Genomic DNA, 24,878 nt, shown 5'->3' with positions numbered 1-24,878 from the left:
ATTATAGTAAGCAGATGAGCAATACGAATAGTAGAGGAAGCGCCTCTAACAGAGGAGGTAATGATAGAAAGAAATCTGGGAAGCCAACGCATTCTGGAAATGATAACACACGCAAACCATCGGGAAACAAATCGGCAGGATTTGGTAAAAAAACATACGGTAGTAGCAAACCACTACAAGGCAGAAAACCTTTTGCCAAAAAAACAGCAGCACCCAAAACACCAACTAACCCAGACGAAATACGCTTAAACAAGTACATTGCCAACTCGGGTATATGTTCGCGCAGGGATGCCGATGTATATATAGAGTCGGGCAACGTAAAGGTAAATGGGCAAATAGTAACCGAAATGGGTTACAAGGTAAAATTAAACGATAAGGTAGAGTTTGATGGTGTAACCATTACACCCGAAAAGAAAGAGTACTTATTATTAAACAAGCCTAAAAACTTTACAACGTCTGGCGATGAGGATAGGGATATGCGTAATGTTATGGAGTTGGTACGTAATGCTACAAAGGCAAAATTACAGCCTATAGGCAGAATGGATAAAAACACAACGGGTTTACTACTATTTACGAACGACTCGGATATGCTGCGTAAGTTTTCGTTGCCCAACCAAACATCGTTTAAAATATACCAAGTATCGTTAGATAAAAATCTGAAATTTGAAGACCTTGAAAAAATGAGTAACGGCGTAACGCTTGACGGACACCGATTATATATAGATGAGGTTAGTTATATTGAAAACGAACCTAAAACGGAAATAGGTATAAAACTGCGTACCCAAAATGTTAGGGTTGTAAGAGCTATTTTTGAGAGTTTTAAATATGATGTGTTAAAGGTAGACCGTGTTTCGTATGCGGGGTTAACTAAAAAGAATTTACCACGTGGTAACTGGCGCTTTCTTACCGAGCAAGAAATTATCAATTTAAAGAATATATAAAATAAAAAATCCCGCTACCGAGCGGGATTTTTTATTTTATATATTTAGGTTTATGCATTAAGTGCCTCTACCTGAATGTCGTTATCGTTAAGCATATCCTTTAGCATGTTCTCAATACCACTTTTTAAGGTAAAGGTAGAGGAGGGGCATCCGCTACAAGCCCCTTGCAATATTACTTTAACGCGTTTTTCCTTTTCATCGTACGAATCAAAAGCAATGTTACCACCATCACCCGCTACAGCAGGTTTTACGTATTCTTCTAAAATATTAATAATACGTTGCGATGTTACATCTAAAGCATCAAAATATGCCTCTTGCTGTTTTTCGCCTTCGGGTGTTTGTTGTAGCATCGATTCGTCTACTACCGTGTTCCCCTCTTCAATAAACTTTTTAATAAAGGCGCGTACCTCACCTGTTACCTCTTCCCATTCGGCAACATCAAACTTCGTAACCGAAATGTAGTTCTCATCAATAAATACCTCTTTTACAAAAGGTAGTTTAAAAAGTTCGCGCGCTAGTGGCGATGCTGCAGTAGCATCAATATTTTTAAATTCAGCAGGTACTTTGGTTAGTAACTTATTATATACAAACTTCATTACGCCAGGGTTGGGGGTTGTTTCTACATATATGGTTACAGGTAGTTTTTTCTTGGCGGTAGTATCTTCAGTTACTATTACGCCGCCATCGTTTACAAAATCTTCAATTTGTTTGGCTACATCTTCCTGTACATCATCCCATTCTACAATAGAATACTTTTCAATCCCTATAAAGTTCCCTGATATATATACCGATTTTACAAACGGCAAAAAGAACAATTGCTTAGCTAAAGGAGAGTTTGCTGTTTCGTCGATGTTTTTATATTCATAGTTATTTCCCTTAGCAATAAAGTTCTCAAACTCAAATTTCACAATTGCAGGGTTTTGCGTGGGGCGTATATTTATTTTTTCCATGGTTTTAAATTTTACACAAAATTAAAACAAAAAAAATCGAAATAGGGGGTAGGGGAATTGTATATTCAATTGTTATTAAAGATAATAAAGTTATTATTTGTAAAAAATAGCCAATAATTTGTGATTTTTATAAAATTAACATTTAAAGTGTTGTTGAATATTTATATTTGAACTTTTGTTAAAACATGTTAAAATAATTTTAAGATTAAGAAATCTTTACTTTAGTATTAAAATATACTATGCTAAAAACTCGCTATATGAAAAGAATATTACTAACATTACTACTGGTTTTAGGGGTAACAGGATTGTACGCTCAGTCTGATGTTGTCCTGTTTAACACCAACACAAACAATGAATATGATGCTGGGCAGACTTTAGAGTTTTCCTTACTTGTTACCAACAACGGTCCTACCCCTGCGCAAAATGTAAATGTTACCTATCCAATACCTGATGGTTTAGTTATAACGCCAGGTATTCCTCGTTTTGAGTGGACAGGGTCTAACAGTTCGTTAGGAACTAATATTTCATTGAATAATACAATACCTGTACTTGGTGTTAACGAAACAGTAACGTATACCATTACCATAAAAATACCAGGTAGTTTTGATGGCGAGTTGCCTGAAGCTAACGTAACATACGATACGCAATCGGATGTTGAGGTAACCTATCAAGATAATCAGGAAACCTACACTCCAGGTGATCAGGTTATATATGATATTGCAGTAGTAAATAATGGACCAGAGGTTACCGAAACAATTAATGTTTACAGTGCTATACCTACTGGAATAACTTCTTTTTCGTGGGTTGGTAACGGTACTTCGGGTACTGATGTAGACCTTTCTGATAGCTTAGAAAATTTACCAATAGGCGAGGTAGTAACTTATACAATAACATTAGATGTTCCGATGTCGTATACAGGACCACTTGTAAACCAATTAAGTGTTACAGGTACATTTGTAGATGCAACCCCATCGTGTGCACCATGTACGGATACTAATCTGTCTTCGGAAGAAGGGGCAGACCTTGTTGTTACTAATACGAATGGTCAGACTATTTATGCGCCAGGTACAACTACAGTATATACGGTTACTTTAACCAACAACGGGCCTCTTACGGCACAAAACGTAATAATGGAATTTGCTGTTTCACCAGCAATTACAACATTAACGTGGTCTGGAGATAATGGTTCTTCTGGCGATTTAACTGACCTTATAGATAACGCTGGCGATTTAGCGTCTGGCGCAAGTATAATATATACTGTTACGGCAGATATTCCTAACGATTTTACAGGTAACCTTGTGCTTTCTGCTGTTGCAGAATCGGATACTGACGATCCCGATTTATCTTGTGATGATTGTATTGATATTGATTACGAAACGGCTTCTGCCGATATTGTTGTAGTAAATACCAATAACCAAGATGTGTATGTAGCTGGTACAACAAGTATATATACTGTTACTGTTACAAATAATGGTCCTACCGATGCAGAAAATGTAGTAGTACAAAACGCTATCCCAACAGGGATAACTTCGTTTTCGTGGGTAGGCGATAATAGTTCGTCAGGAGTTAATATCCCTTTAGATGATACCATCCCTACACTTGGTGTTGGCGAAACAGTAACATACACTATAACTTTAGATATACCATTAACCTATAATGATATATTGGTTAGCGAAACAACAGTTACATCGGATACAACAGACCCAGACCTATCTTGTGATGAGTGTATTGATACCGATTATAACACAGTTACAGATGCCGACCTTTTAACTACAAAAACTTTAAATACAGGCGATACCTATACCGCAGGTTTAGATGCTATATATACCATAACAGTTACCAACCAAGGTCCGGGTGCTGCTGCCAATGTTACCATAGAGGACATAGTACCAGCAGGATTATCAGCCGCTGATGCTGCTTGGTATGGCAGTAATGGCAGTAATGGTACAGGCAACCTTAACGATGTAATACCTGTAATGTTGCCTAACACTACAGTAACCTACCAATTTACAATACCAGTACCAAGTAATTTTGACCAAGCTACAGATATAATAAACGAAGTAACCGTAACGAGTGATACTACAGACCCTACACCAGATTGTCCTGATTGTACGCATACGGCTACACCAAACCCTCAAGCTAATTTAATAGCAGTAAAAACAAATGGTCAGGAAACATACGTTGCTAACCAGCCTACAGTATACACCATAACAGTTGCCAACCCAGGGCCAAGTGATGCTTTTAACGTAGTAGTTTTCGACCCAATGCCATTTAATATTAATATATTAAACTGGGAAGGCGAAGGTACCAGTGGAGAAGGAGATATGTTAACCTCTGTGCCTGTATTAGCTGCAGGAGAATCATTAGAATATACTGTTACGATTTTAATACCAGAAAACTATGCAACATTTGTAGGACCACTACAAAATGTTGTAACTATAAATAGTGATACACCAGACCCTGAGCCAGATTGCCCTACCTGTACTGATTTGGATATGCCAGCTCCAGATTTTGTTACGGTAGATAAGTTTGCTTATACCGTACAAGAACTTGTAGAAGATATACTTATTGAGGCAGAGTGTGTGGATGTTTCTAACATCAGTTGGCAAGCAGGAAACCTTAATGGAGATTTTGGTATTGGTTATTTTGAAGGAAACAATTCAAACTTTCCAATACAAAGCGGTATTATACTGCGTAATGGAAATGTAGAATATAGTCAAAACCAATATGATGGTTCTAATATGAGTTCTACCGCTTCAAGTACTGGCGATGCTGATCTTACACAGGTAAGCCAGGATAATGGTAACACAGGTAGCATTAACGATGTTACCTATTTACAGTTCGACTTCGTGCCACTTACCGATACCATGACATTTGATTTCCTATTTGCTTCAAATGAATACGGAACATTTCAATGTGGTTTTAGTGATGTGTTTGCATTCTTACTTACAGATTTAACAGATGCTACAGTGACTAATGTAAACCTTGCTGTTATACCAGGCACTACCACACCCGTATCGGTAACTAACATTCGAAACTCACTGTATAATGCAGGATGTGGTTCTCAAAACCAAGAATTTTTCGGACAGTTCAACCAAGGCGATGCTGCTAACTCTGCTATTAACATGAGAGGGCAAACTGTTGTAATGACGGCATCATCACCAGTAATATCTGGAAACTCATACGAAATAAAGCTAGCCATTGGCGATTACAATGATTCTGCCTTTGATTCTGCGGTATTTATTGCAGCAGGTAGTTTTGATATTGGTCAGCCAGAACTTCCAGAAGATTTAGCACTCGTAACAGGAACAGCACTTTGTGAAGGCGAAGAGTATGAATTGAGCGTTGCTGCAGAAAACCCTAATTTTACTTACGAGTGGCAATACGATGGAGAAACAATACTTGATGATGATGGTAACCCAGTAACAGAAACTACAATTACCATAACAGAACCAGGTACCTATACAATACTAGCATCTTTTCCATCAGACCCTGATTGTCAGCTTACCGACGAAATTAGAGTAGAAGTTATCCCTGAACCCAATTATAGCGATCCAGCAGATTTATTAATATTCTCTAATGGTGTAGACCCTCTTGAATTTGACCTTACAGAGAATAATGCTGTAATACTGGATCAGTTTACAACTACAGAAGCATTATTCTATGAGGTTAACTATTTTGATACTAATGTAGGACTGGATACTGGTGAGGCTATTCCAGTATTTCCATCCAATGCATTTCCAGGAGTAGACGGACAAACAATGTATACCACAGCAAGTAACTTTTCTACAGACTGTATTACAATATCATCTTTTGAACTGTATGTACTTACACAACCAGAAGATATTACATTGTGTAAGGAAGCACCGCTTGATGGTACTGAAACGTTTGACCTTGTAGCAGAAAATAGTAATATATTAAGCACGCTATTAAGCCCTACAGCATATACTGTAACTTACCACGAAACGATGGCAGGAGCAGAGGATGGTAGTGAGTTTATAGCCGATCCTTCAAACTACGTAACTACACCTATAGATTTTGTAGATAATACAAAAACACTTTACGTGAGAGTACAGGATAATAACGACCCAGATGCATTTGCAATAACGCCTTTTGATATAATAGTATCGTTTAAACCAACAGAAGTTGTTTTAGCACCAGTTGTTATTTGCGAATTGGATGACCCAGATAATATTGCAACGTTCGATCTTACAGCACAAGTAAACGAAATTATTGATGCATCATCAGATATTGATGTATTACTAACAATGCACCCAACACTTGCCGATGCAGAGGCAAACACAGAGCCTTTAACATATCCTATTTACGAAACAGACGAAACACAAAATCAATCCGTATTTTTTAGAGTACTAGAAGATGGTGCGCCAGACGAAACCTGTATAACATATATAGAACTAGAACTTATAGTAAGCCCAGCGCCAACACCAGGAGTTGTTACTAATCCACAAATTTGTGACCTGGATAATAGCGGAGGCGAATTATTTGACCTTACATCGTTAAATACAGTAATCCTTAATGGTTCAGACCCTGCTACCTATCAAGTAACATATCACCCAACAGCAGACGATGCTGAAAATAACACAGACGAAGTTTTAGACCCAGAAAATTATATAGCTGCAGTAGGTACAACAACACTACACGTACGCTTAACCAATATATTTGAAGATGTATGCTACGGTATAACAAGTTTTGATATAATAGTTACCCCAACACCAGAAGTAGCAGCACTGGCCGATGTATTTGCCTGTAGCGATACAGGATATGCACTACCAGTATTAGCCCAAGGAAACTATTACACAGAAACCAACGGCGGCGGTACACTGCTAGCCGAAGGAACAATAATAACAACCACACAAACCATATACGTATACGCCGAAAGCAATACCACACCCAACAACTGTACCGATGAAGAAAACTTTACAGTCACGATCTACGATCAACCCGTAGTAGACACGCCAGCCGACGTATTTGCCTGCGAGAGCTACACCCTTCCAGTACTAACCGTAGGAAACTACTACACCGGCGCCGATGGCAGCGGCACCCTACTCAATGCAGGCGACGAAATCACCACCACACAAGACATCTACATCTATGCCGACAGTGGCGATACCAACACCCCGTGTACCGACCAACACCAATACACCATCCAAATCGATACCCCGCCCACACTATTGCCCGCCACAGCCCTAGAAGAATGTGACGACAACTTTGACAGCTTCACCACCTTCAACCTAGTCCCCGCAGGACTCGAAGTAACCGACGGACAACCAGGATTCGAGATCAGCTACCACGAAACCTTCGAGGCAGCCGACTTCGGCACCAGTCCCATCGACACCCCCGCCAACTACTCCGCCATCACCGGAGAAATCTACATACGCGTAACCCCAGTCGGCAACACCACCAACTGTCGTAGCATACAACCCCTAACCCTAACCGTATACCCACGACCCACCATACCCAATGTAACCGACTACGTACAATGCGACGTAAACAACTCGCCCGACGGACAAGAAACCTTCGACCTAACCACCAAAGACAGCGAAGTAACCCTTGACATAGCAACCATAAGCGCCGAATACTACACCAGCCAAGCCAATGCCCAAGCCGGTACCAACCCCATAACCAACCCCGAAAGCTACACCAATACTGAAAGCCCCGAAACCATCTGGGTAGCCGCAGTAAGCGACTTCGGATGCCGTAGCGTAAGCAGTTTCGATCTCATCGTAAACCCACTACCCGTAATCAATCCAGCACTAGACACCTTCTTCTCTTGCGAAGAAATACCAGGCGAAGGCCAATTCGACACCATCGAAATCGATGCCGCCATCACCCAAGGCGCAGCAGGATACAGCATCAGGTACTACCAAACCCTAGCCGGAGCAGAAGGTGGCGGCAACAACAACCTAAGCTCACCCTTTACCTCACCCACCACAACCATTTACGCCCGCGTAGAAGATGACCTTACCAGTTGCATTATCATTACCCCAGTAGAACTAGAAGTAATACCAGCCCCAATAGCCCCAGCACTAGCCCCACTAGAAGAATGCGACTTCAACCTCGACAACGTAGCCCCATTCAACCTCGACCCAGTAATACAAAACATAACCAATACACTAGGCAACGTAAGCGTAACCATACACGAAACCCAAGCCGATGCCAACTTTGCAGCCAATGCAATACCCAATACAAACAACTACACCAATATAGTAGACGACACCCAAACCCTGTACGTACGCGTACAATCCACCCAAACCGAATGCTTCGATATAGTACCCCTACAACTCATAGTACACCCCGTACCCGAAGCCACAACCCCAGAAGACTACGAAATCTGTGACAACGGTACCAACGACACCGACGGCATAGCCATCTTCGACCTAAGCACAAGAAACGAAGAAATACTAGGCGACATCGATCCCCTAGCATTCACCATAACCTATTACGAAAACCAAACAGCAGCCCAAGCCGGCACCAACCCAATAACAACCGCCAGCAACTACGCCAGTACAACCACAACAGTATACGCACGCGTAACCAACAACACAACAGGCTGCTACGACATCGTACCCCTAGAACTCATCGTAAACCCACTACCCGTAGTAAACAACCCACTACCATACACCCTATGCGATGAAAACAACCCAGGCGACGAACAAGAAACCTTCGACCTAACCACACAATACCCACTCATCGTAGACGACCAAAACGGCATCGCCATCACCTTCCACGACACCTTCGAAGAAGCACAATTAGGCGACAACCCAATACCAAACCCAGAAGCCTACCAAAACCAAGCCACCGTACAAACCCTCTTTACACGCGTAACCATAGAAGACACAGGCTGCTACAGAATCGTATTACTAGACATCAGAGTAGAACCACTACCCGTACTCTATGTAGACAACGTAGACGAAGAACTCACCGTACTTTGTGACGAAGACGGCGACGGAATCACATTCTTCAACCTAGACGCCACCCTAGGAGACCTAATCAACAACGGGCAAAACCTAGAAGTAAGCTTCCACCTCACACCAGAAGACGCACTAAACAACCTAAACCCAATAACCAACACCAATAACTACCCCAACATAACACCATTTGCCGACGTAGTATACATCCGAGTAGCCAACACACTAACCGGCTGTACCAACAGCGAAGCCTACGCACTACCATTAACCGTAGTACCCTCGCCACAAGTACCCGACCTAGAAGACATAACCCAGTGTGACGACGAAGACGACAACGGACAAGACAACCAAGCCCTCTTTGACCTGACCCAACAAAATCAGACCATCATAGACGGACTAGACCCAGCCATACCCGATGTAATTATACATTACTTCGAGTCAGAGGCTGCTGCACGTAATGGCGCACCACGCATAACCACCCCAGCCAACTACACCGGTACCCACGAGCAAACCATCTGGGTACGCGTAGAAGACCCCGTAACCGAATGCTTTGGTATCAGCAACTTCCAACTATTCCTAAACCAGCCATTACTCCTAACCACACCAAGCATACTAACCCTATGCAACAGTGAACTCCCCAATGACGCCACAGAAACCTTCGACCTAACCGTAAAAGACGAAGAAATCTTAGGCCCATTCGGCATAGGACAAGGCTACACCGTAACCTACTACGAAAGCGAAGCCGACCAAGAAACAGGAGCAGCCATACCAGATCCAACCCAGTACGAAAACACCGATAACGCACAAACCCTGTACGTAACCGTGACCAGTACCGACGGCTGTGAAAGCTACACCACACTAACCATAAAAGTGTTACCCCTCCCCACGCCAAACCAGGAGCCAGACGCGCTAGTACTATGCGACGACAACAACTCCCCCGACGGCGAAGAAGAATTCAACCTATTCGACGCCGAAGCTGACATCCGCAACAACGACCCAACCACGATAATCACCTACTACGAAACAGAAGCAGACGCCCAAAACGCCGAAAACCCCATAGCCGACCCAAGTGCCTACCAAAGCGCCACCAACAGCGTATGGGTACGCGTAGCCGCCAACACCGGTAACCCCGACGACCAAGTCTGCTACCAAATAGTAGAACTCCCACTCATCGTAAACCCACTCCCAGTCCTAGGCGAAAACGGCACCATCGCCCCCAACGCCTATTGCGAAGAAAACACCGATGGTCAGCACACCTTCATCCTCAACGAACACCTGCCCTTCATCCTAATCGGCGAAGACCCAGAAGACTACACCATACGCTTCTACCTCGACCAAGCCGCATTAGACGCAGGCACCGCACTACCCAACCAGTACACCAATATCAGTACCCCACAAACCATACTCGTATGGGTAGAAAACAACACCACCGGATGCATCAACACCGCACCATTAACCCTATACGTAGAAGAAGCCGCCACCGCCTTCCCAATCACCCCAGGACAACTAGACACCTGCGACTACGACGGCACCAATGACGGACAAACCACCATTGACCTCACCCAAATAGAAACCCAAGTACTAGGCGGACAAGACCCATTAGACTACGACGTAGACTACTACGAAAACCAAGACGACGCCATAACCGACACCAACCCCATAGCCGACCCCAGCACCTATATAAACACCATAGCTGGCGGACAAACCATCTGGGTACGCGTCACCAACGAAAGCACCATCAGCCGCTGCTACGACATCACCAGCATCGATATCACCATCGAAGCCATCCCAGAACCCATAATACAAGGCGGAACCCTCTGTGTCGACTACGACACCCAAGAAGTACTCAACCCCGTAGTAATGGACACCGGGCTCGATGACAGCCACACCTTCATCTGGTACCTCAACGGCGAAGAAATAACAGGCGCCACAGAAAGCACCTACATCGCCCAGGCCGTAGGAAGCTACAGCGTAGAAGCCATCAGCGCAGGCGGCTGTATCAGCGACCCAATCGACCCCGTAACCGTAGACCAAAGCGGGCCCGCCAGTGAGATACAAACAAGCTATACCGTTAGCAACGCCTTTAGCGACGAACAAACAATAACCATTACAACAACAGGTTATGGCGAATACGAATACCAATTAGATTTTGGACCATGGCAAACCAGTAACATATTTACCGATGTATCCCCAGGACTACACGAAGTACGCATTAGAGATATAGGCGCATGCTCCGAACACATAGTTACCCTAACAGACGTAAGCATCATCGACTACCCACGATTCTTTACACCCAACGCTGATGGATACAACGACACCTGGAACATCTACGGACTCTCCAGTCAAGGTGGCGCCGAAATCTACATCTTCGACCGTTACGGCAAGCTCATCAAACAAATCAGCTCACAAGGAGAAGGCTGGGACGGCACCTACAACGGCAACCCACTACCCGCAGACGACTACTGGTTTACCGTAACCTTTGTAGAAACCCAAGTACAAACATTTGAGATTACCGCCGCTGATATAAAAACAAAAACAACAGAAGAAGGAGAAGAAATCAAATACTATGTCGTACCAGGCACGAGCATAGAAATTCCAGTTACACAAGAACAGATAGACCAGCTACCGATTGAGATAACAGGGCAACAACAACCCGTGACAAGAGAATTTAAAGCGCACTTCTCTATGAAACGATAATTTCAAAGTAATCACTTAAAAATGCTGCCATAATCGGCAGCATTTTTTAATATTATTACTATTAAAGTTACCAACCTAACGCAAAAATTTATATATTTGACCGCTATGTGAAAGCTACATGCAATAAATTTTGCCTACTGTAAGTTATGATATTATAGAAAAAGCAGTAATAATCTTTTTTGTAGTACTTATATACACTATCGCAATATATAGACGAAGCACATTTTTCATTTAACGATAAGGTCAACATGAATTTTAAAAAGTTTTATTTAATTATTGGATTGTTAGCAGCCCAACTATCTTTTTCGCAAGAGGGTATAGCCGTTTATTCCGATTATTTATCAGACAACTATTATTTGCTACACCCATCGATGGCAGGAGCTGCAAACTGTGCTAAAATAAGGCTCACTGCACGCCAGCAATGGTTTGGGCAGGATGATGCACCACAGTTACAAACATTAAGTTTTAATGGTAGCGTAGGTCCACAATCAGGTGTGGGTATTATTGCTTTTAACGATAAAAATGGTTACCATTCTCAAACAGGTGCAAAAGTAACCTATGCGCACCATATTCGTTTTTCTAGAGATGAGTACGATCTTAATCAATTATCTTTTGGTATGAGTGCAGGATTGGTACAGAGTCGTCTTGATGAAACTGAATTTGGTCCTGAGTTCGATCCTATTATTGATGGTGGTATGGAACAGAAAGATTCTTACTTTAATATTGATATCGGTGCATCGTACCATTACCTTGATTTTTATACTCATTTTACAGTTAAGAATGCGATTGCTAGTAAAAGGGATTTGTATACTGATATTGAAAGTGATAACCTTAGAAAATATATTTTTAGTGCGGGTTATGTTTTTGGATTCCAAGACCAATTACAATGGGAACCTTCTATAATGTTCCAAGCTGTTGATGAAACTAAGGAAACTACTATTGATGTTAACCTTAAAGTGTATAAAGAAATGGACTTTGGTCGTCTTTGGGGAGGTTTATCGTATAGAAGAAGTTTAGATGGTGCTCAGTTTGTAGATAGTGACGGTGGTGCTGTAGATCAAAATTTACAATATTTTACACCAATTATTGGTATTAACTATAAGCAATTTATGTTTGCTTACACGTACTCTTACCTAACGGGAGATGTAAAGTTTGATAATAGTGGTTTTCACCAGTTAACACTTGGTATTAACCTTTTCTGTAAGCGAGAGAGATATGACTGTAACTGTCCTGCAGTTAATTAATTATAAAGTGATATTATTAATTCAGTCCCGATATAACCTATCGGGACTATTTTTTTATATGTATTATGGTTATTAAAGAGGTTAATGGAAAGTACCCGCAAATACCTAACGATTGTTTTGTTGCCGAGAATGCTACTATAGTGGGCGATGTTACTCTGGGTGCTGAGTGTAGCATATGGTTTAACGCTGTTTTGCGTGGCGATGTACACTACATACGCATTGGTAACAAAGTAAACATACAGGATGGTGCGGTTATACACTGTACTTACAAAAAACACCCTACGGTTATTGGCAATAACGTATCCATTGGGCATAATGCTATTGTACATGGTTGTACGGTTAAGGATAATGTGCTAATTGGTATGGGGGCTATTGTTATGGATAATTGTGTGGTAGAAAGCAATACTATAATTGCTGCTGGTGCTGTTGTTACCCAAAACACGGTTGTAGCGTCGGGGAGTATTTATGCTGGTGTACCTGCCAGAAAAGTCAAATCGATTGATGCTTCTGATTTTGAGGGCGAGATAGCACGCATTTCAGATAATTACGTATTGTATTCTTCTTGGTTTAAATAAGCCGTTGTAAGCCATTTAAAAGTCTTTTTCCAGAATAGTGTATTTATTGCCTAGTAGCGTGGCTAAGGCGTTAGGCTTGGCGTTGGTATAAAATAGCTGCTTTTGTTTAGCTATTGTTTTATTTAGCATGCCGTATTTTTCTAGTATTGTTTTGGTTTGTTTTGCTACTGCTAATCCAGAGTCGATTATTTTAACTTCTTTAGGTAGAATTTTTTGTATTTGTGGTATAAGGTAGGGGTAGTGGCTACAACCTAGCACAAGGCAATCTATATTAGCTTGCATCATGGGTTTAAGATAAGTTTGCAGTAGCTTATCTATTTCGCTGCCACCCAATTTGCCTTCTTCTATTAATTGTACCAATCCGTGCCCCACTTGTTCTATAATGTTTAGGTTTGTATAGCTGGATACGGTTTTGTGGAACAATACACTATTTAGTGTACCCTTAGTGGCAAGTATGCCTATGGTATGTGTTTTTGTTTGGAGTGCTGCAGGTTTTATGGCAGGCTCTATGCCTATAAAAGGCACATCGTATTTTTCTCGTAGTTCTTTTATAGCGTTTGTTGTTGCCGTATTGCAGGCCACTACAATGAGCTTGCAGTTTTGGTTGAGTAAAAGCTCTGTGTTTTTTATACTTAAGTGTAGTATTTCTTCCTTGCTTTTTTGCCCGTAGGGTGCATTTTTGCTATCGGCAAGGTATAGGGTAGCTTCATTTGGTAATAGGGTGTGTATCTCTTTCCAAATGGATGTACCTCCTACGCCAGAATCGAATAAACCGATGGGCTGCATGCTAGTATTCATAAAGCAAAAATAACAAAAAAACGACTCTTATTAAGAGTCGTTTTTTATATAGAGTTAAATTTTGTTTGGATTAGAAACCAAGCTCTTTTTTAACATCAGCAAGAATATCTGGTCCGTCTGCAACCAAAACGCCACTACCTACAGTAGAATCCAGTACATACTGGTATCCTTTTGCTTTAGCTACTTTTTGGATTGCTGCTTTAGCTTTTTCCAGAATTGGCTTTAATATCTCCTCCTGTTTCTTTTGCATGTCTTTAGAGGCTGTTTGTTGGTACTGTTGGATTCTGTTACCCATTTCTTGTACCTCCTGCGAGCGTGTTTCGTTTATCGCATCGCTAACAGTAGCCGCCTCTTGGTCATATTTTTTTATTTTAGTTTGGTACTCTTCTACCATAGTTCGGTACTCTTTATCGAATGTTTTACCATAGTTCTCGATTTGAGTGTTGGCAGCCTTCATTTCTGGCATCTCACTCATTAAGTCGGTTACATTGATATGTGCTACTTTTGCTTGTGCAGAAACGCTTTGGTTTATTCCAACAAAAAGTATTGCAGCGATTAATAAAGATTTTAATTGTTTCATCATTTAAGGTATTAAATTAATTTTTGTTTTCTTTTTTCTATTCGGGTTTATTCTTCAGTTTCAACTTCTTCCTCCTCCTTAGGAGTTTCCTCAGTATCAGAATTTTCTATTGGACGAAAATCTATAGGTTCTGCAGAGTTATTGTTTTTTGCATCTTCGCGTGCTTTACGTGCTGCTGCTCTATCGGCAAGTATTTTGGCTCTTCGCTCTTGTGCTGCTTTTCTTCTTTCGTCTAGTTCTTTCTGTCTAGCCTCGCGTGCTTTTTGTGCTGCTTCTTTTTTATCTTCGGCAGTGCTGCTTTTTGGTTTAGGGTCATCACCGTCGGTAGCTTCCCCTGGCTCAGGGTCGTCGTTACCATCTATGCTACTTGCTTTTGCATCGTCTTGCTTGGGTTTATTAGCATTATTTTTAGCATTTCTTTTTTCTTCACGCTCCTTTAAAAGTTTTTCTCGACGTTCTTTATATTCTTTTCGCTTAGCTTCCTGTGCTGCTTTACGCTCGTCTAGTAAACGTTGTCTTTCCGCTTGTCTATCTTCCTGCTTTTTCTTTCTGGCTTGGTACTCAGGGTCAGCTTCCAAATCCTCTTGTGCTTCTTGTTCGTTTAGCCTTTTAAGCTCTTTGCTGCTAAGTTGGCTTTGTTTTGCAGCTCTGGTAAGGCGGCGCACAATAAGGTCGCTTATATCATGTCTTTTTGCTGCAAACAGCATAGTAAGGTCTGATGAGCGGTCAAAAACAAAATCGTAGTTTCTGGTTGTTGCCAAATCCTGTATTATGGTAAATACCTGGTCTTGTATGGGTTTTACCAAAACAGATTTTTGTGTTATTAAATCGCCAGTAGGACCAAATCGTTGTGACTGATAATCGAGCAGTTCTTTTTCCTGATAAGCAATTTCTTCTTCACGCTCTTCAATAAGCTCTTTGGTTAATAGTGCTTTTTCAACCTTTAAACTTTCTTTCAGCGTATTAATTTCGTTTCTTTTTACTTCAATTTCCTGCTTCCACTTCTGAGCTCTTTTTTCCAACTGGTTTTTTGCCTCGGCATAATCGGGCACTTTATCCAGTATGTACTCCATGTCTATATAGGCAACTTTAAGACCTCTTTGCGCATTAGCACTTAATGCTGTAAAAATTGTAAATAATACTAAAAATATTTTTTTCATAACTGTTACAATTACGTATTAGAAAATATCATGCCAGTTTTAAAATTGCTGTCCGATGATAAAATGTAATTCCTGTCCGTTTCGCTGCGTAGCACCTGGTAATGGGTCGAAACCGTAACCTAAATCCAGACCCAGCAGACCGAATGCAGGCATAAATACCCTAATACCAAAACCTGCTGAACGCTTAAGTGAGAACGGATTATATTCTGCAAAAGTATCGTATGATGCTCCTGCCTCTGCAAAGGTAAGAACATATATCGAAGCTTGTGGCTTTAATGTTATTGGGTAGCGCAGCTCTAACGAGAATTTGTTATATACTGTACCACCATCGTTTGATGATAAGGCTTGGTTAGGATACCCTCTTAACTGTATTACCTCACGACCATCGAGTGCAAAGTTAGCAAGACCATCGCCTCCTAAAAAGAATCTTTCGAAAGGTACTAAACCACGCTCAGAGTTATAGGCTCCCATAAATCCGAATTCTGCTAACGAACGTAATACCAATTTATCATACAGCCGTGTATACCAATCAGCTTTAAATTTAACTTTATAGTACTCCAACCAGTTGAATTTCTTTTGGTCAACCTTTGCAGGATCTGCTGCTGCCTCTTCAAACGAGCTTACAGGGAAACCATTCTCATCTAGGTAAGCACCAGTAGGTACTTGTACAATACTACCATTTGAGCCTTCTATTTGATAAGGTGCTCCTTCATTCTGCGATTTATATTGTTCTTGGTTCTCTAAATCACCATAGTCAATACCATTAAAGTACGAGTACGGCAATGTAGTTCTGAAACTTACACTAAACAGCGAACCATACATAGGGAAGATAAGGCTGTTACCTCTGTTATCTCTACTTAACTCTATTGTATAGGCAAGGTTTCGAGACGAACCATCTCCAAAGGTAAATAATCCTGTGTTATAATTGTTAAGGTCGTAATATTGGAAGGTTAACGAATGCGAAAGTGTAACCCTATCGCTAATACCGCTTAACCTTTTTGCAAAGCCCATAGTAACTGATGATATGGTAAAACTTTGCGACCTGTTTACATCTCTTGTTTGGAAGTTAAATAAAAACTGCTTACTGTGCGATAGTGATGTAAAGAACTGTATTGGCTTTTTACCTCCTAACCACGGCTCTGTAAACGAGAAGCTGTAGGTTTGGAAGTACGTACTACCTTGCGCCCTTAATGATAGCTTTTGTCCGTCGCCCATCGGGATGGGTTTATAGGCATCTTTTTTAAAGATGTTTCGTATGGAGAAGTTGTTAAACGATAGCCCTAGTGTACCAATAAAGCCACCACCACCGTAACCACCTTGTAGCTCTATCTGGCTTGAACCTTTTTCGGTTACGTGCCACTCAACATCTACCGTACCACTAGCAGGGTCTGGGTTTTTAACGTCGGGTCTAATCGTTTCAGGGTCAAAAAAGCCGAGTGTACCAAGTGCTCTTATGGTATTTACAACCTCTTCCTTATTCCATTTTTGCCCTGGGCGTGTGGTTAACTCACGGTACACAACGTGGTCGTTGGTTTTATCGTTACCTACAACGGTAATGTTGTTAAAGTAGGCAATAGGACCTTCGGTAATTCTAATCTCAAAATCAATAGTATCATTAGCTGTTTTAACCTCTACTGCATTAATGTTAGAGAACAGGTAACCGTTGTTTTGGTATAGGTTAGTAAGGTCTTGCCCATCAGGTCTTTCTTGGTCGGCTATCCTCTTTTGTAGTAATACACCATTGTATACATCGCCTTTTTTAATACCGAGTATTTGGCTTAGTTGCTTGTTGGTGTATACCGAGTTACCCAAAAACTTAATTTCGCCAAAGTAATATTTGTTTCCTTCTTCAACATCAATATCAATAGCTACCCTATTTTTTTTAGCATCGTACGATACAGTATCGGCTAAGATACGTGCATCACGGTATCCTTTTTCTTTATATTTTTCGATGATATTAGCAAGGTCCTCTTTGTAACGCTCACCAATAAATTTAGAGGGTGTAAATATGCGTAATGGGTTAGGGAATGCTCTTTCTTTGGTTTTGCGCATTGCCTTTTTTATTTGCCTTTCAGACAATTGCTCGTTACCCGAGATATTAATATCAGAAATTCGTACTTTTTTACCACGGTCGATATTTACCACCATTTTTACGGTATTGGTACTATCGGGTATTACATTAATGGCTACTTTGGTGTTGTAATAACCATCTTTTTTATACTTATTTTCAATGTAGTTTTTGGTATTGGTAACAAGGTTTTCGTTAACAATTTTACCTTTGGTAAGTTGTGTGTCTTTAATTAACGATTCGCGTTTTCCTTTTCGGACACCGCGTATTTTAGCTTCGCTAAGTTTAGGTAGCTCGTTAATGTTTAACTCAAGGTAAAGGCTATCGCCCACCACTTTATTTGCATAAAAGTTAACATCGCTAAAAAGCCCTAGTTTCCACAGTTTTTTAATAGCAGTACTTATTTCCTCTCCCGGAACGCGTATGGTTTGCCCTTTTTCGAGTCCTGTAAACGTTATAACAGTATTTTTGTTATAACTTATTTTTCCCGAAACCTCGATATCGGCAATTATGTATTCTTTGCCAGGCTCCAATCCTTTGGTTTCCTGAGCAAAAGCAATGTTGCCTGTTGCGAGTAATAAAAAGCCAATAAGGAGTATTTGAATGCTTTTTTGAAACATTGGCTTATTTAATTTGTTCACTGGTTTTTCCAAATCTGCGTTCTCTTTTTTGATAACTGATAATTGCTTCATGTAAATCTTTTTCCCTAAAGTCGGGCCATAATACATTGGTAAAATAAAATTCGGCATACGCTACTTGCCACAACAAAAAGTTGCTTATGCGTTGTTCGCCACTCGTCCTAATAACAAGGTCTACATCGGGTAGGTTACACGTGTACAAGTGTTCGTTTATGGTAGATTCACTAATGTCTGATATTTCGAGGTTATTCGTTTTTACTTTCTCGCCTATTGCTTTTACAGCCGATAGTATTTCTTCGCGCGCACCATAACTAAGGGCAAGCGTAAGCGTCATTCTAGTATTGTTTTGGGTAAGTGCTATAACATCGTTAAGCTGTTTTTTTGCCGAATCGGGCAGTAGTACTGTATTGCCTATAGTGCATAGCTTAATGCTGTTTTCCTGTAGTGTAGGTAACTCTTTTTTAAGGGAGCTTACCAATAGCTTCATCAATGTATCTACCTCTATTTTGGGTCGGTTCCAATTCTCGGTAGAAAAAGCATATAAAGTAAGGTTTTGTATGCCCATTTTAGCACAAGCCTCTACGGTTTTGCGTACTGCTTTTGTACCGTTTTCGTGCCCAAAAACACGAAGCATACCTTTTTGCTTAGCCCAACGCCCATTGCCATCCATTATTATGGCAACATGCTTTGGTAAGTTATCGGTGTTTATTGTAGTAGGTACGTCCATAAAATTAGTTAGCGCAGTAGCAAGGTTTGTTACCAAAAGTATAGGTTAGTGTAAAGCCTGTAAATACATACCAGTCGTTACTCTCAAGGTTACCAAAAGCAAGCTCCTCATAATCGGGGTGGTTGCTACCATCCAAATTATCGGTAAATGTATATCGGGCGCCTACTTCAAATCCTATCACAAAACCATCAATAACGTTAGTTTTAATACCTACTGTCATAGGTATGGCAATGCCTCCTGTGCCATCATCTGTAAATACTCTGCCGTTTTCTATTCGTTTTTCATCGTATCTAAAATAGCTTACACCACTATATACATACAGTGTTAGTTTTACGCCAGAATCGTGCAGGTTAAAATCGAAAAAATTAAATTCAAGCCCCAAAGATAATTCTTTTACACTATTCTCAAACTCGTAACCCCTCTGTTTTCTTCCAGATACTTCAGAGTCAGCGTCATTACTGCTTATCTGACCATAAGTATACGATATTCTCCATGCGTGCCTAGGGCTGCGGTTCCATTTGTATAGTATACCTATTGCCACATCGTTTGGAGCAACATAATCCGTAGGACCAATGTCGCCAATGTAGTTGCTTCCGCCTGCAAATACACCTATTTCATGTATTTGTGCCTCTGCTTTTACACTGATTACGATTAATAGTATTACAAAATAAATCCGATTCATTCCTTTAAAATTGGGTGCAAATATAACAATATAGATTTCTAAAATCCCCTACATTAGTCATTTTACGCTTATATGCCTACAAATTAGCAAAATTATACAGTCTTGAAAACGAAAGAAGAGGCGGTGTAGTATATATGTGTGATAAAAATCTTGGTTTAATTTCGTTTGTCCTCGCCCCATAATAGTTTTTTACGTAGGGTGTCGAGGAATTTTTCTTGCTGAAATTCTACCAGATTAATTTTAAAGTCGGTTTTTTTAATGCGAAGTCGGGTCTCTACGTCAATAGAGGTTATTCTAGAATCGAGCGATACCAAATGTTGTTCCTCTCGGCTCGATACAATGAGTTCTATTTCGGTATCATTAGGTATAACCAACGGGCGCGCATTAAGGTTGTGCGGTGCTATAGGTGTAATTACAATAGTATCGGCATCGGGCGTAAGTATAGGTCCGCCACAACTGAGTGAATATCCTGTAGAGCCTGTTGGGGTAGATATTATCAAGCCATCTGCCCAGTAGGAGTTAAGATAGTCGCCATTTAAACGGGTTTCTATCGTAATCATCGATGTCGTGTCTTTACGACTAACTGTTACCTCGTTAAGGGCATAATCAAGGTCTTTAAGGTCTTTTTCCTTTCCCTCGTAATCCAACGATAGTAGTGTGCGCGACGATATGTTATACTCTTTTGTAAAAATTAATGGGAGTAAATCGGCTATGTTTTCCTCCTGTACTGTTGCTAAAAAACCAAGCCTACCCGCGTTAATACCTACTATAGGTATGTTTTTATCGCGTACTAATGTTGCAGCGCGTAGCATAGTACCATCGCCACCAATGCTAATAAACATATCAAAACCCGACTCTAATTCTTTATGCGAGCTAAAGGTAGGAAAGACGGTGTTTAATAAATTATTTTCGGTAAGCGTAGTGTAAAATTTGGTTTCAAAGGCAATTTCAGCATTATGCTGGCGCAATACCTTTAGTACCGCTACTATAATTGCCTCGGTATTCTCTTTATAATATTGTCCGTAAACAGCAATTTTCATACGTGGCAATTATATATTTAGGTACTTGTCTAGGTAGTCGCTACGTTCCTTTAGCGTGTTTAGGTATTCATCCTCTTGGTGCTCCGATATAATTTCGTAATTGTACCTTCTAAACGTTTGGATAATTTCGCTTAACCCGCCCATACTTATTTTTAGCGTTATTTGTATTGTTTCCATATTTGCATTGGATACAAACAAACCGAGTAGCTTACCGTTATTACTCTCTACAATTTGTGCAACTTCGCTCATGCTATAGTCTACCAGTTTTTTCTCTACTACCAGTATTCCACCATTTTCTTTAAGAAAAGGGGTTTCATGGAAAAAACGGATAATATCGGTAATCTCATAATAGCCTAAATACGCATTTTTATCATCCAATACGGGGAGTATGTTGGTTTCGTTTTTGGCAAAAACTTCTAGTACGTCTAACCAAATTGTGGTATCGCGTACAAAAAAACGCCCAAACGAAAAACGGTTTTCGCCTAGTGTTTTCTCAATGGCCATAAGCTCCGTATCTTCTGCATTAGCGCTGCCAATGTAAACACCCTCTTCCAGTACTGGAAAGTGCGAAAACGGATACTCTGCAAACAAGTCCTGCGCTGTACTAATAGCATCAGTTATTCGTAACGGTTTTACGTCGTTATTGATGAAATCGGTGATATCAATCATACAAGCAATGAATTTGTTTATGCAAAATAATCAAAAAATAAGGATATTCTGCTTTTTTAAGTTTGTATTTTTGTGAGGCAAAACCACATTTAACAAAGATATGGCAAAACTGAGCGTAAACATAAATAAAATAGCCACCCTACGAAATTCCAGAGGCGGCAACGTACCCGATTTATTAAAAGTAGCTGCCGATGTACAGCGGTTTGGTGCACAGGGCATAACCATACACCCACGCCCTGACGAAAGGCACATACGCTACCAAGATGCACACGACCTTGTGCCGATAGTGCATACTGAATATAATATTGAGGGCAACCCCGTTAAAAAATTTATGGACTTAGTGCTAGCCGTAAAACCAACACAAGTAACATTAGTACCTGATGCCGACGATGCTATAACCAGTAATGCGGGTTGGGATACCATTACCCACAAAAGTTTTTTGCAAGAGGTAATACAGGAGTTTAAACGAAACGGCATCCGTGCATCGATATTTGTAGACCCTGTACCCGAAATGGTGGAAGGTGCTAAGGAAACAGGTACAGATAGGATAGAATTGTACACCGAAGCCTTTGCACACCAGTATGGTTTGGGGAATAAAGATGGTATAAAGCCCTACGTAACTGCTGCCGAAATTGCCAACAAACTAGAACTTGGTATAAATGCAGGACACGATTTGAGCTTGGATAATATTAAATATTTTAAGGAAAATATACCACAGTTGCTAGAAGTATCTATAGGGCATGCTTTAATAGCCGAATCGTTATACTTGGGGCTGGATAATGTAGTGAACATGTATTTGCAAAAACTGAAATAGAAATGCTAGTATCTAAAATAGAAGGAACGGGGAAACCATTGCTTATACTGCATGGTTTTTTAGGCATGTCGGACAATTGGAAAACCTTATCGGGGCAATATGCTGAGGAGGGTTACGAGGTACACGCGCTTGATATGCGGAATCATGGCAGGAGTTTCCACTCGGATGTGTTTAATTACGATGCCATGAAGAACGATGTATATGAGTATTGCCAAGGGCATAACTTGGAAACTATTGATTTATTGGGGCACTCTATGGGAGGTAAAATAGCCATGTTTTTTGCAATAGTATACCCCGAAAAAGTAAATAAATTACTAATAGCCGATATTGGTACTAAGTATTACCGACCCCACCATCAGGAAATTTTGGCAGGGCTTAGTGCGGTAGACTTCTCTCAAAAACCATCGCGTAGCGATGTAGAGGAGGTGCTAAAAAGCTACATACCTGCTGCGGTTACAAGGCAGTTTTTAATGAAGAGTTTGTACTGGAAAGAGAAGGGGCAATTGGCCTTGCGTTTTAACTTGGAGGTTTTTAACAAAGACCCTGAAAGCATAGGCGAAGCCTTACCAGAAGATGCTGTATACAACGGAGCCGTATTGTTTTTACGAGGTGCAAATTCCAGTTACATTCGTGATAAAGATATTGAGGGTATTAAAAAACATTTCCCAAATGCCGAAATAACCGATATACCCAATGCGGGGCATTGGTTGCATGCCGAAAATCCTGCAGCTTTTTTTGCAGCATCGCTAGCATTTCTTAAAAAAGATTAAATGGTATTGTAAGCCGTTTTATAGGGGGAGCATTGTATTTTTTAACCCTTGCTTTAAAAAAAGCCATAAAAAGTTAAAAACAGATTTGTTGTTTGCCCTCTCTACAGTAACATCAGTTGCTGTTGTGTTACTATTGCTATCCTCTTTTACAACAAGGTTACCTACAAACGACAGGAATTCGTTTTTATCTGCACTATTTTCCTGCAAAACATCAAGCTGTAAATTGTTATAATTGATAGCAAAACGCCCTGTTGCTTTTTGTTTATTGCCGTTTATAGTAAAATCCAATGCTTTAATATTACCCGATACCCTAGTATTCATAAGCGATTTGGATATACTATTAATGTTTTTAAGATTAAGGTTTTGCAATTTCCCCTGTATTGTAAAAGCATCCGATGCGTTCAGGGTATTAAAAACCCAATTTACATGTAAAGGTGCATCATCCATAAACAAGCATTGTACATCTATTTTTGTATCAGGAATTTCATTTTTTCCCACAGGGCTATAAATATTATAAATAGCAGCATCAAAATCAGAAAACAAAACTTTTCCAGGTGCTTTGTTGTAACTCAACTGCTCCTCATACGCTAATCTTGTCTTTTTTAGCAGTAATGTATCTACCTTCAAGTCAAAATCAAGCTCTCTAAGCATTTCGCTGTATAGCTTTTTCGTTTTCAAATTGTCCTTTACCATTTTGCCCCTGTAAATAGTGGCATCCATACCCGCAATACTTATTTTGGGTACATGTACAAAAAGCGTATCGTTAGTGTAACCCCAGTTGTTTTTCGGGATTTTAATTTTTTTAGCGGTAAGAGTAAATTGGTCGCGCTCTGCAGGAATCATTTTGTTAAACTGTTTCCTGTTTTGTTGTGGTATAAGTTTAAAATTGGAAACCGAGAATGAATTTTTGTTGTTGTTAATATTGGTGGCACTAACAGCATAGTGTGGGCTAACCTTATAAAAAACGCTATCGCAACTAATACTATAATTGCCGTAACTTATGGGTATTTTACGAGAGGCAGAAGTACTATCGAGCCTTGTATTGTTTACCTCAAAATTAATGTTGTTTGCTTTTGCCAATATGTTTTCTAACGAATCGACCATGCGAAACCGACCTTGTTTCAATTTTATTTTTTCTGTAACAATCGTATTTTCAAACTGGGCTATAAAATTATCCTGCTCACTACGCTGTTTTTTATTTTTATACAATACAATCTCTGGCGTATCAATAATTATACTTTCAACCTCAATACGGTCGTCCCACAGTAATGCCCATAAATTAAAGTGCTCTACATCAATTTTTTCAATCTTACAAAAAGCACCACTATTCATGGTCGCCTTAGTAGTACCTTTTGGTGCAAAATAAACGTTATGTACTGTAAAATTACCCGAAACGAGCTGAATATCAATATCGTTATAACTTATGTTATACGTAATGTTTTTTTGAGACTCTATTACAGAAGGTAGTTTTTTGGTTACCCAATAACTCAATCCAAAATTCAGAATCAGCAAAAAACTAACAATACAAATTAGTATAAAAACTACTTTTTTTAATACGCGCATTTCAATATCAAGTTTACAAGCGGGTAAGGTACA

16 protein-coding genes are annotated in these 24,878 nt (G+C 40.2%); 6 read left to right on the top strand and 10 right to left on the bottom strand.

Features of this window, described 5'->3' with window-relative positions; translation table 11 throughout:
- Nucleotides 1-14 precede the first annotated feature (14 nt).
- A complete protein-coding gene (locus K1I41_RS01880; RefSeq protein ID WP_220640991.1) occupies nucleotides 15-941 on the top strand; it encodes a pseudouridine synthase in 927 nt (308 codons plus the stop codon).
- A 50-nt stretch (nucleotides 942-991) separates the two neighbouring features.
- On the opposite strand, the gene K1I41_RS01875 is transcribed toward K1I41_RS01880, so the two are convergent.
- Nucleotides 992-1,891, bottom strand: coding sequence for a NifU family protein (locus K1I41_RS01875; RefSeq protein WP_220640990.1), 900 nt, complete (start codon nucleotides 1,889-1,891; stop codon nucleotides 992-994).
- A 257-nt stretch (nucleotides 1,892-2,148) separates the two neighbouring features.
- Between K1I41_RS01875 and K1I41_RS01870 the strand changes: the two genes are divergently transcribed.
- From K1I41_RS01870 to K1I41_RS01860, 3 genes are all read left to right on the top strand, one after another.
- The gene (locus tag K1I41_RS01870; protein WP_220640989.1) at nucleotides 2,149-11,517 is read left to right on the top strand and encodes an FIDD domain-containing protein; all 9,369 of its coding nucleotides are present in this window, start codon (nucleotides 2,149-2,151) and stop codon (nucleotides 11,515-11,517) included.
- A 248-nt stretch (nucleotides 11,518-11,765) separates the two neighbouring features.
- On the top strand, nucleotides 11,766-12,761 hold the full coding sequence (locus K1I41_RS01865) for a PorP/SprF family type IX secretion system membrane protein (RefSeq protein WP_220640988.1): 996 nt from the start codon (nucleotides 11,766-11,768) through the stop codon (nucleotides 12,759-12,761).
- Between the two features lie 65 nt (nucleotides 12,762-12,826).
- Nucleotides 12,827-13,336 carry a gamma carbonic anhydrase family protein gene (locus K1I41_RS01860; RefSeq protein WP_220640987.1) on the top strand — a complete coding sequence of 170 codons (510 nt, stop codon included), beginning with the start codon at nucleotides 12,827-12,829 and terminating at the stop codon, nucleotides 13,334-13,336.
- Between the two features lie 15 nt (nucleotides 13,337-13,351).
- Here K1I41_RS01860 and murI read toward each other — a convergent pair whose 3' ends face one another.
- The 8 genes from murI to K1I41_RS01820 all read right to left on the bottom strand — a co-directional run bounded on the left by murI (nucleotide 13,352) and on the right by K1I41_RS01820 (nucleotide 21,698).
- Nucleotides 13,352-14,134, bottom strand: a complete 783-nt coding sequence (murI, locus tag K1I41_RS01855) for a glutamate racemase (protein ID WP_220640986.1) — start codon at nucleotides 14,132-14,134, stop codon at nucleotides 13,352-13,354.
- A gap of 70 nt (nucleotides 14,135-14,204) precedes the next feature.
- Nucleotides 14,205-14,714, bottom strand: coding sequence for an OmpH/Skp family outer membrane protein (locus K1I41_RS01850; RefSeq protein ID WP_220641797.1), 510 nt, complete (start codon nucleotides 14,712-14,714; stop codon nucleotides 14,205-14,207).
- A 47-nt stretch (nucleotides 14,715-14,761) separates the two neighbouring features.
- A complete protein-coding gene (locus K1I41_RS01845; RefSeq protein ID WP_220640985.1) occupies nucleotides 14,762-15,874 on the bottom strand; it encodes an OmpH/Skp family outer membrane protein in 1,113 nt (370 codons plus the stop codon).
- Nucleotides 15,875-15,913: 39 nt separating this feature from the next.
- Entirely contained in the window at nucleotides 15,914-18,634 is a 2,721-nt protein-coding gene (locus K1I41_RS01840) for a BamA/OMP85 family outer membrane protein (protein ID WP_220640984.1), read from the bottom strand.
- Complete coding sequence (gene uppS, locus K1I41_RS01835; RefSeq protein WP_220640983.1) at nucleotides 18,567-19,307, bottom strand: undecaprenyl pyrophosphate synthase; 741 nt, start codon at nucleotides 19,305-19,307, stop codon at nucleotides 18,567-18,569. Before uppS ends, K1I41_RS01840 begins: the two co-directional genes overlap by 68 nt.
- Before the next feature lie 4 nt (nucleotides 19,308-19,311).
- Nucleotides 19,312-19,989 (bottom strand): type IX secretion system protein PorG, encoded by a 678-nt coding sequence (gene porG / locus K1I41_RS01830; protein ID WP_220640982.1) that lies wholly within the window; start codon nucleotides 19,987-19,989, stop codon nucleotides 19,312-19,314.
- 155 nt (nucleotides 19,990-20,144) lie between these two features.
- Complete coding sequence (locus tag K1I41_RS01825) at nucleotides 20,145-21,029, bottom strand: NAD kinase (protein ID WP_220640981.1); 885 nt, start codon at nucleotides 21,027-21,029, stop codon at nucleotides 20,145-20,147.
- 9 nt (nucleotides 21,030-21,038) lie between these two features.
- Nucleotides 21,039-21,698, bottom strand: coding sequence for a CBS domain-containing protein (locus K1I41_RS01820; RefSeq protein WP_220640980.1), 660 nt, complete (start codon nucleotides 21,696-21,698; stop codon nucleotides 21,039-21,041).
- A 100-nt stretch (nucleotides 21,699-21,798) separates the two neighbouring features.
- Here K1I41_RS01820 and K1I41_RS01815 point away from each other — a divergent pair, with 100 nt between their 5' ends.
- Both K1I41_RS01815 and K1I41_RS01810 read left to right on the top strand, forming a co-directional pair.
- Entirely contained in the window at nucleotides 21,799-22,512 is a 714-nt protein-coding gene (locus K1I41_RS01815; RefSeq protein WP_220640979.1) for a pyridoxine 5'-phosphate synthase, read from the top strand.
- 2 nt (nucleotides 22,513-22,514) lie between these two features.
- On the top strand, nucleotides 22,515-23,282 hold the full coding sequence (locus tag K1I41_RS01810; protein ID WP_220640978.1) for an alpha/beta fold hydrolase: 768 nt from the start codon (nucleotides 22,515-22,517) through the stop codon (nucleotides 23,280-23,282).
- A gap of 18 nt (nucleotides 23,283-23,300) precedes the next feature.
- Here K1I41_RS01810 and K1I41_RS01805 read toward each other — a convergent pair whose 3' ends face one another.
- Complete coding sequence (locus K1I41_RS01805; protein ID WP_220640977.1) at nucleotides 23,301-24,845, bottom strand: AsmA family protein; 1,545 nt, start codon at nucleotides 24,843-24,845, stop codon at nucleotides 23,301-23,303.
- Nucleotides 24,846-24,878 lie beyond the last annotated feature (33 nt).

Origin of the sequence: Flavobacterium litorale (genome assembly GCF_019613795.1) — a bacterium.
GTDB lineage: Bacteria > Bacteroidota > Bacteroidia > Flavobacteriales > Flavobacteriaceae > Flavobacterium > Flavobacterium litorale.
Note: the sequence above shows the minus strand (reverse complement) of the source record. Positions and strands in the feature narration are given on the sequence as shown.

What these genes read in the sequence shown, in the direction of transcription:
- K1I41_RS01880 (WP_220640991.1), top strand. Translation starts at nt 15, where the DNA reads ATGAGCAATACGAATAGTAGAGGAAGCGCCTCTAACAGAGGAGGTAAT.
- K1I41_RS01875 (WP_220640990.1), bottom strand. Translation starts at nt 1,891, where the DNA reads ATGGAAAAAATAAATATACGCCCCACGCAAAACCCTGCAATTGTGAAA.
- K1I41_RS01870 (WP_220640989.1), top strand. Translation starts at nt 2,149, where the DNA reads ATGAAAAGAATATTACTAACATTACTACTGGTTTTAGGGGTAACAGGA.
- K1I41_RS01865 (WP_220640988.1), top strand. Translation starts at nt 11,766, where the DNA reads ATGAATTTTAAAAAGTTTTATTTAATTATTGGATTGTTAGCAGCCCAA.
- K1I41_RS01860 (WP_220640987.1), top strand. Translation starts at nt 12,827, where the DNA reads ATGGTTATTAAAGAGGTTAATGGAAAGTACCCGCAAATACCTAACGAT.
- murI (WP_220640986.1), bottom strand. Translation starts at nt 14,134, where the DNA reads ATGAATACTAGCATGCAGCCCATCGGTTTATTCGATTCTGGCGTAGGA.
- K1I41_RS01850 (WP_220641797.1), bottom strand. Translation starts at nt 14,714, where the DNA reads ATGAAACAATTAAAATCTTTATTAATCGCTGCAATACTTTTTGTTGGA.
- K1I41_RS01845 (WP_220640985.1), bottom strand. Translation starts at nt 15,874, where the DNA reads ATGAAAAAAATATTTTTAGTATTATTTACAATTTTTACAGCATTAAGT.
- K1I41_RS01840 (WP_220640984.1), bottom strand. Translation starts at nt 18,634, where the DNA reads ATGAAGCAATTATCAGTTATCAAAAAAGAGAACGCAGATTTGGAAAAA.
- uppS (WP_220640983.1), bottom strand. Translation starts at nt 19,307, where the DNA reads ATGGACGTACCTACTACAATAAACACCGATAACTTACCAAAGCATGTT.
- porG (WP_220640982.1), bottom strand. Translation starts at nt 19,989, where the DNA reads ATGAATCGGATTTATTTTGTAATACTATTAATCGTAATCAGTGTAAAA.
- K1I41_RS01825 (WP_220640981.1), bottom strand. Translation starts at nt 21,029, where the DNA reads ATGAAAATTGCTGTTTACGGACAATATTATAAAGAGAATACCGAGGCA.
- K1I41_RS01820 (WP_220640980.1), bottom strand. Translation starts at nt 21,698, where the DNA reads ATGATTGATATCACCGATTTCATCAATAACGACGTAAAACCGTTACGA.
- K1I41_RS01815 (WP_220640979.1), top strand. Translation starts at nt 21,799, where the DNA reads ATGGCAAAACTGAGCGTAAACATAAATAAAATAGCCACCCTACGAAAT.
- K1I41_RS01810 (WP_220640978.1), top strand. Translation starts at nt 22,515, where the DNA reads ATGCTAGTATCTAAAATAGAAGGAACGGGGAAACCATTGCTTATACTG.
- K1I41_RS01805 (WP_220640977.1), bottom strand. Translation starts at nt 24,845, where the DNA reads ATGCGCGTATTAAAAAAAGTAGTTTTTATACTAATTTGTATTGTTAGT.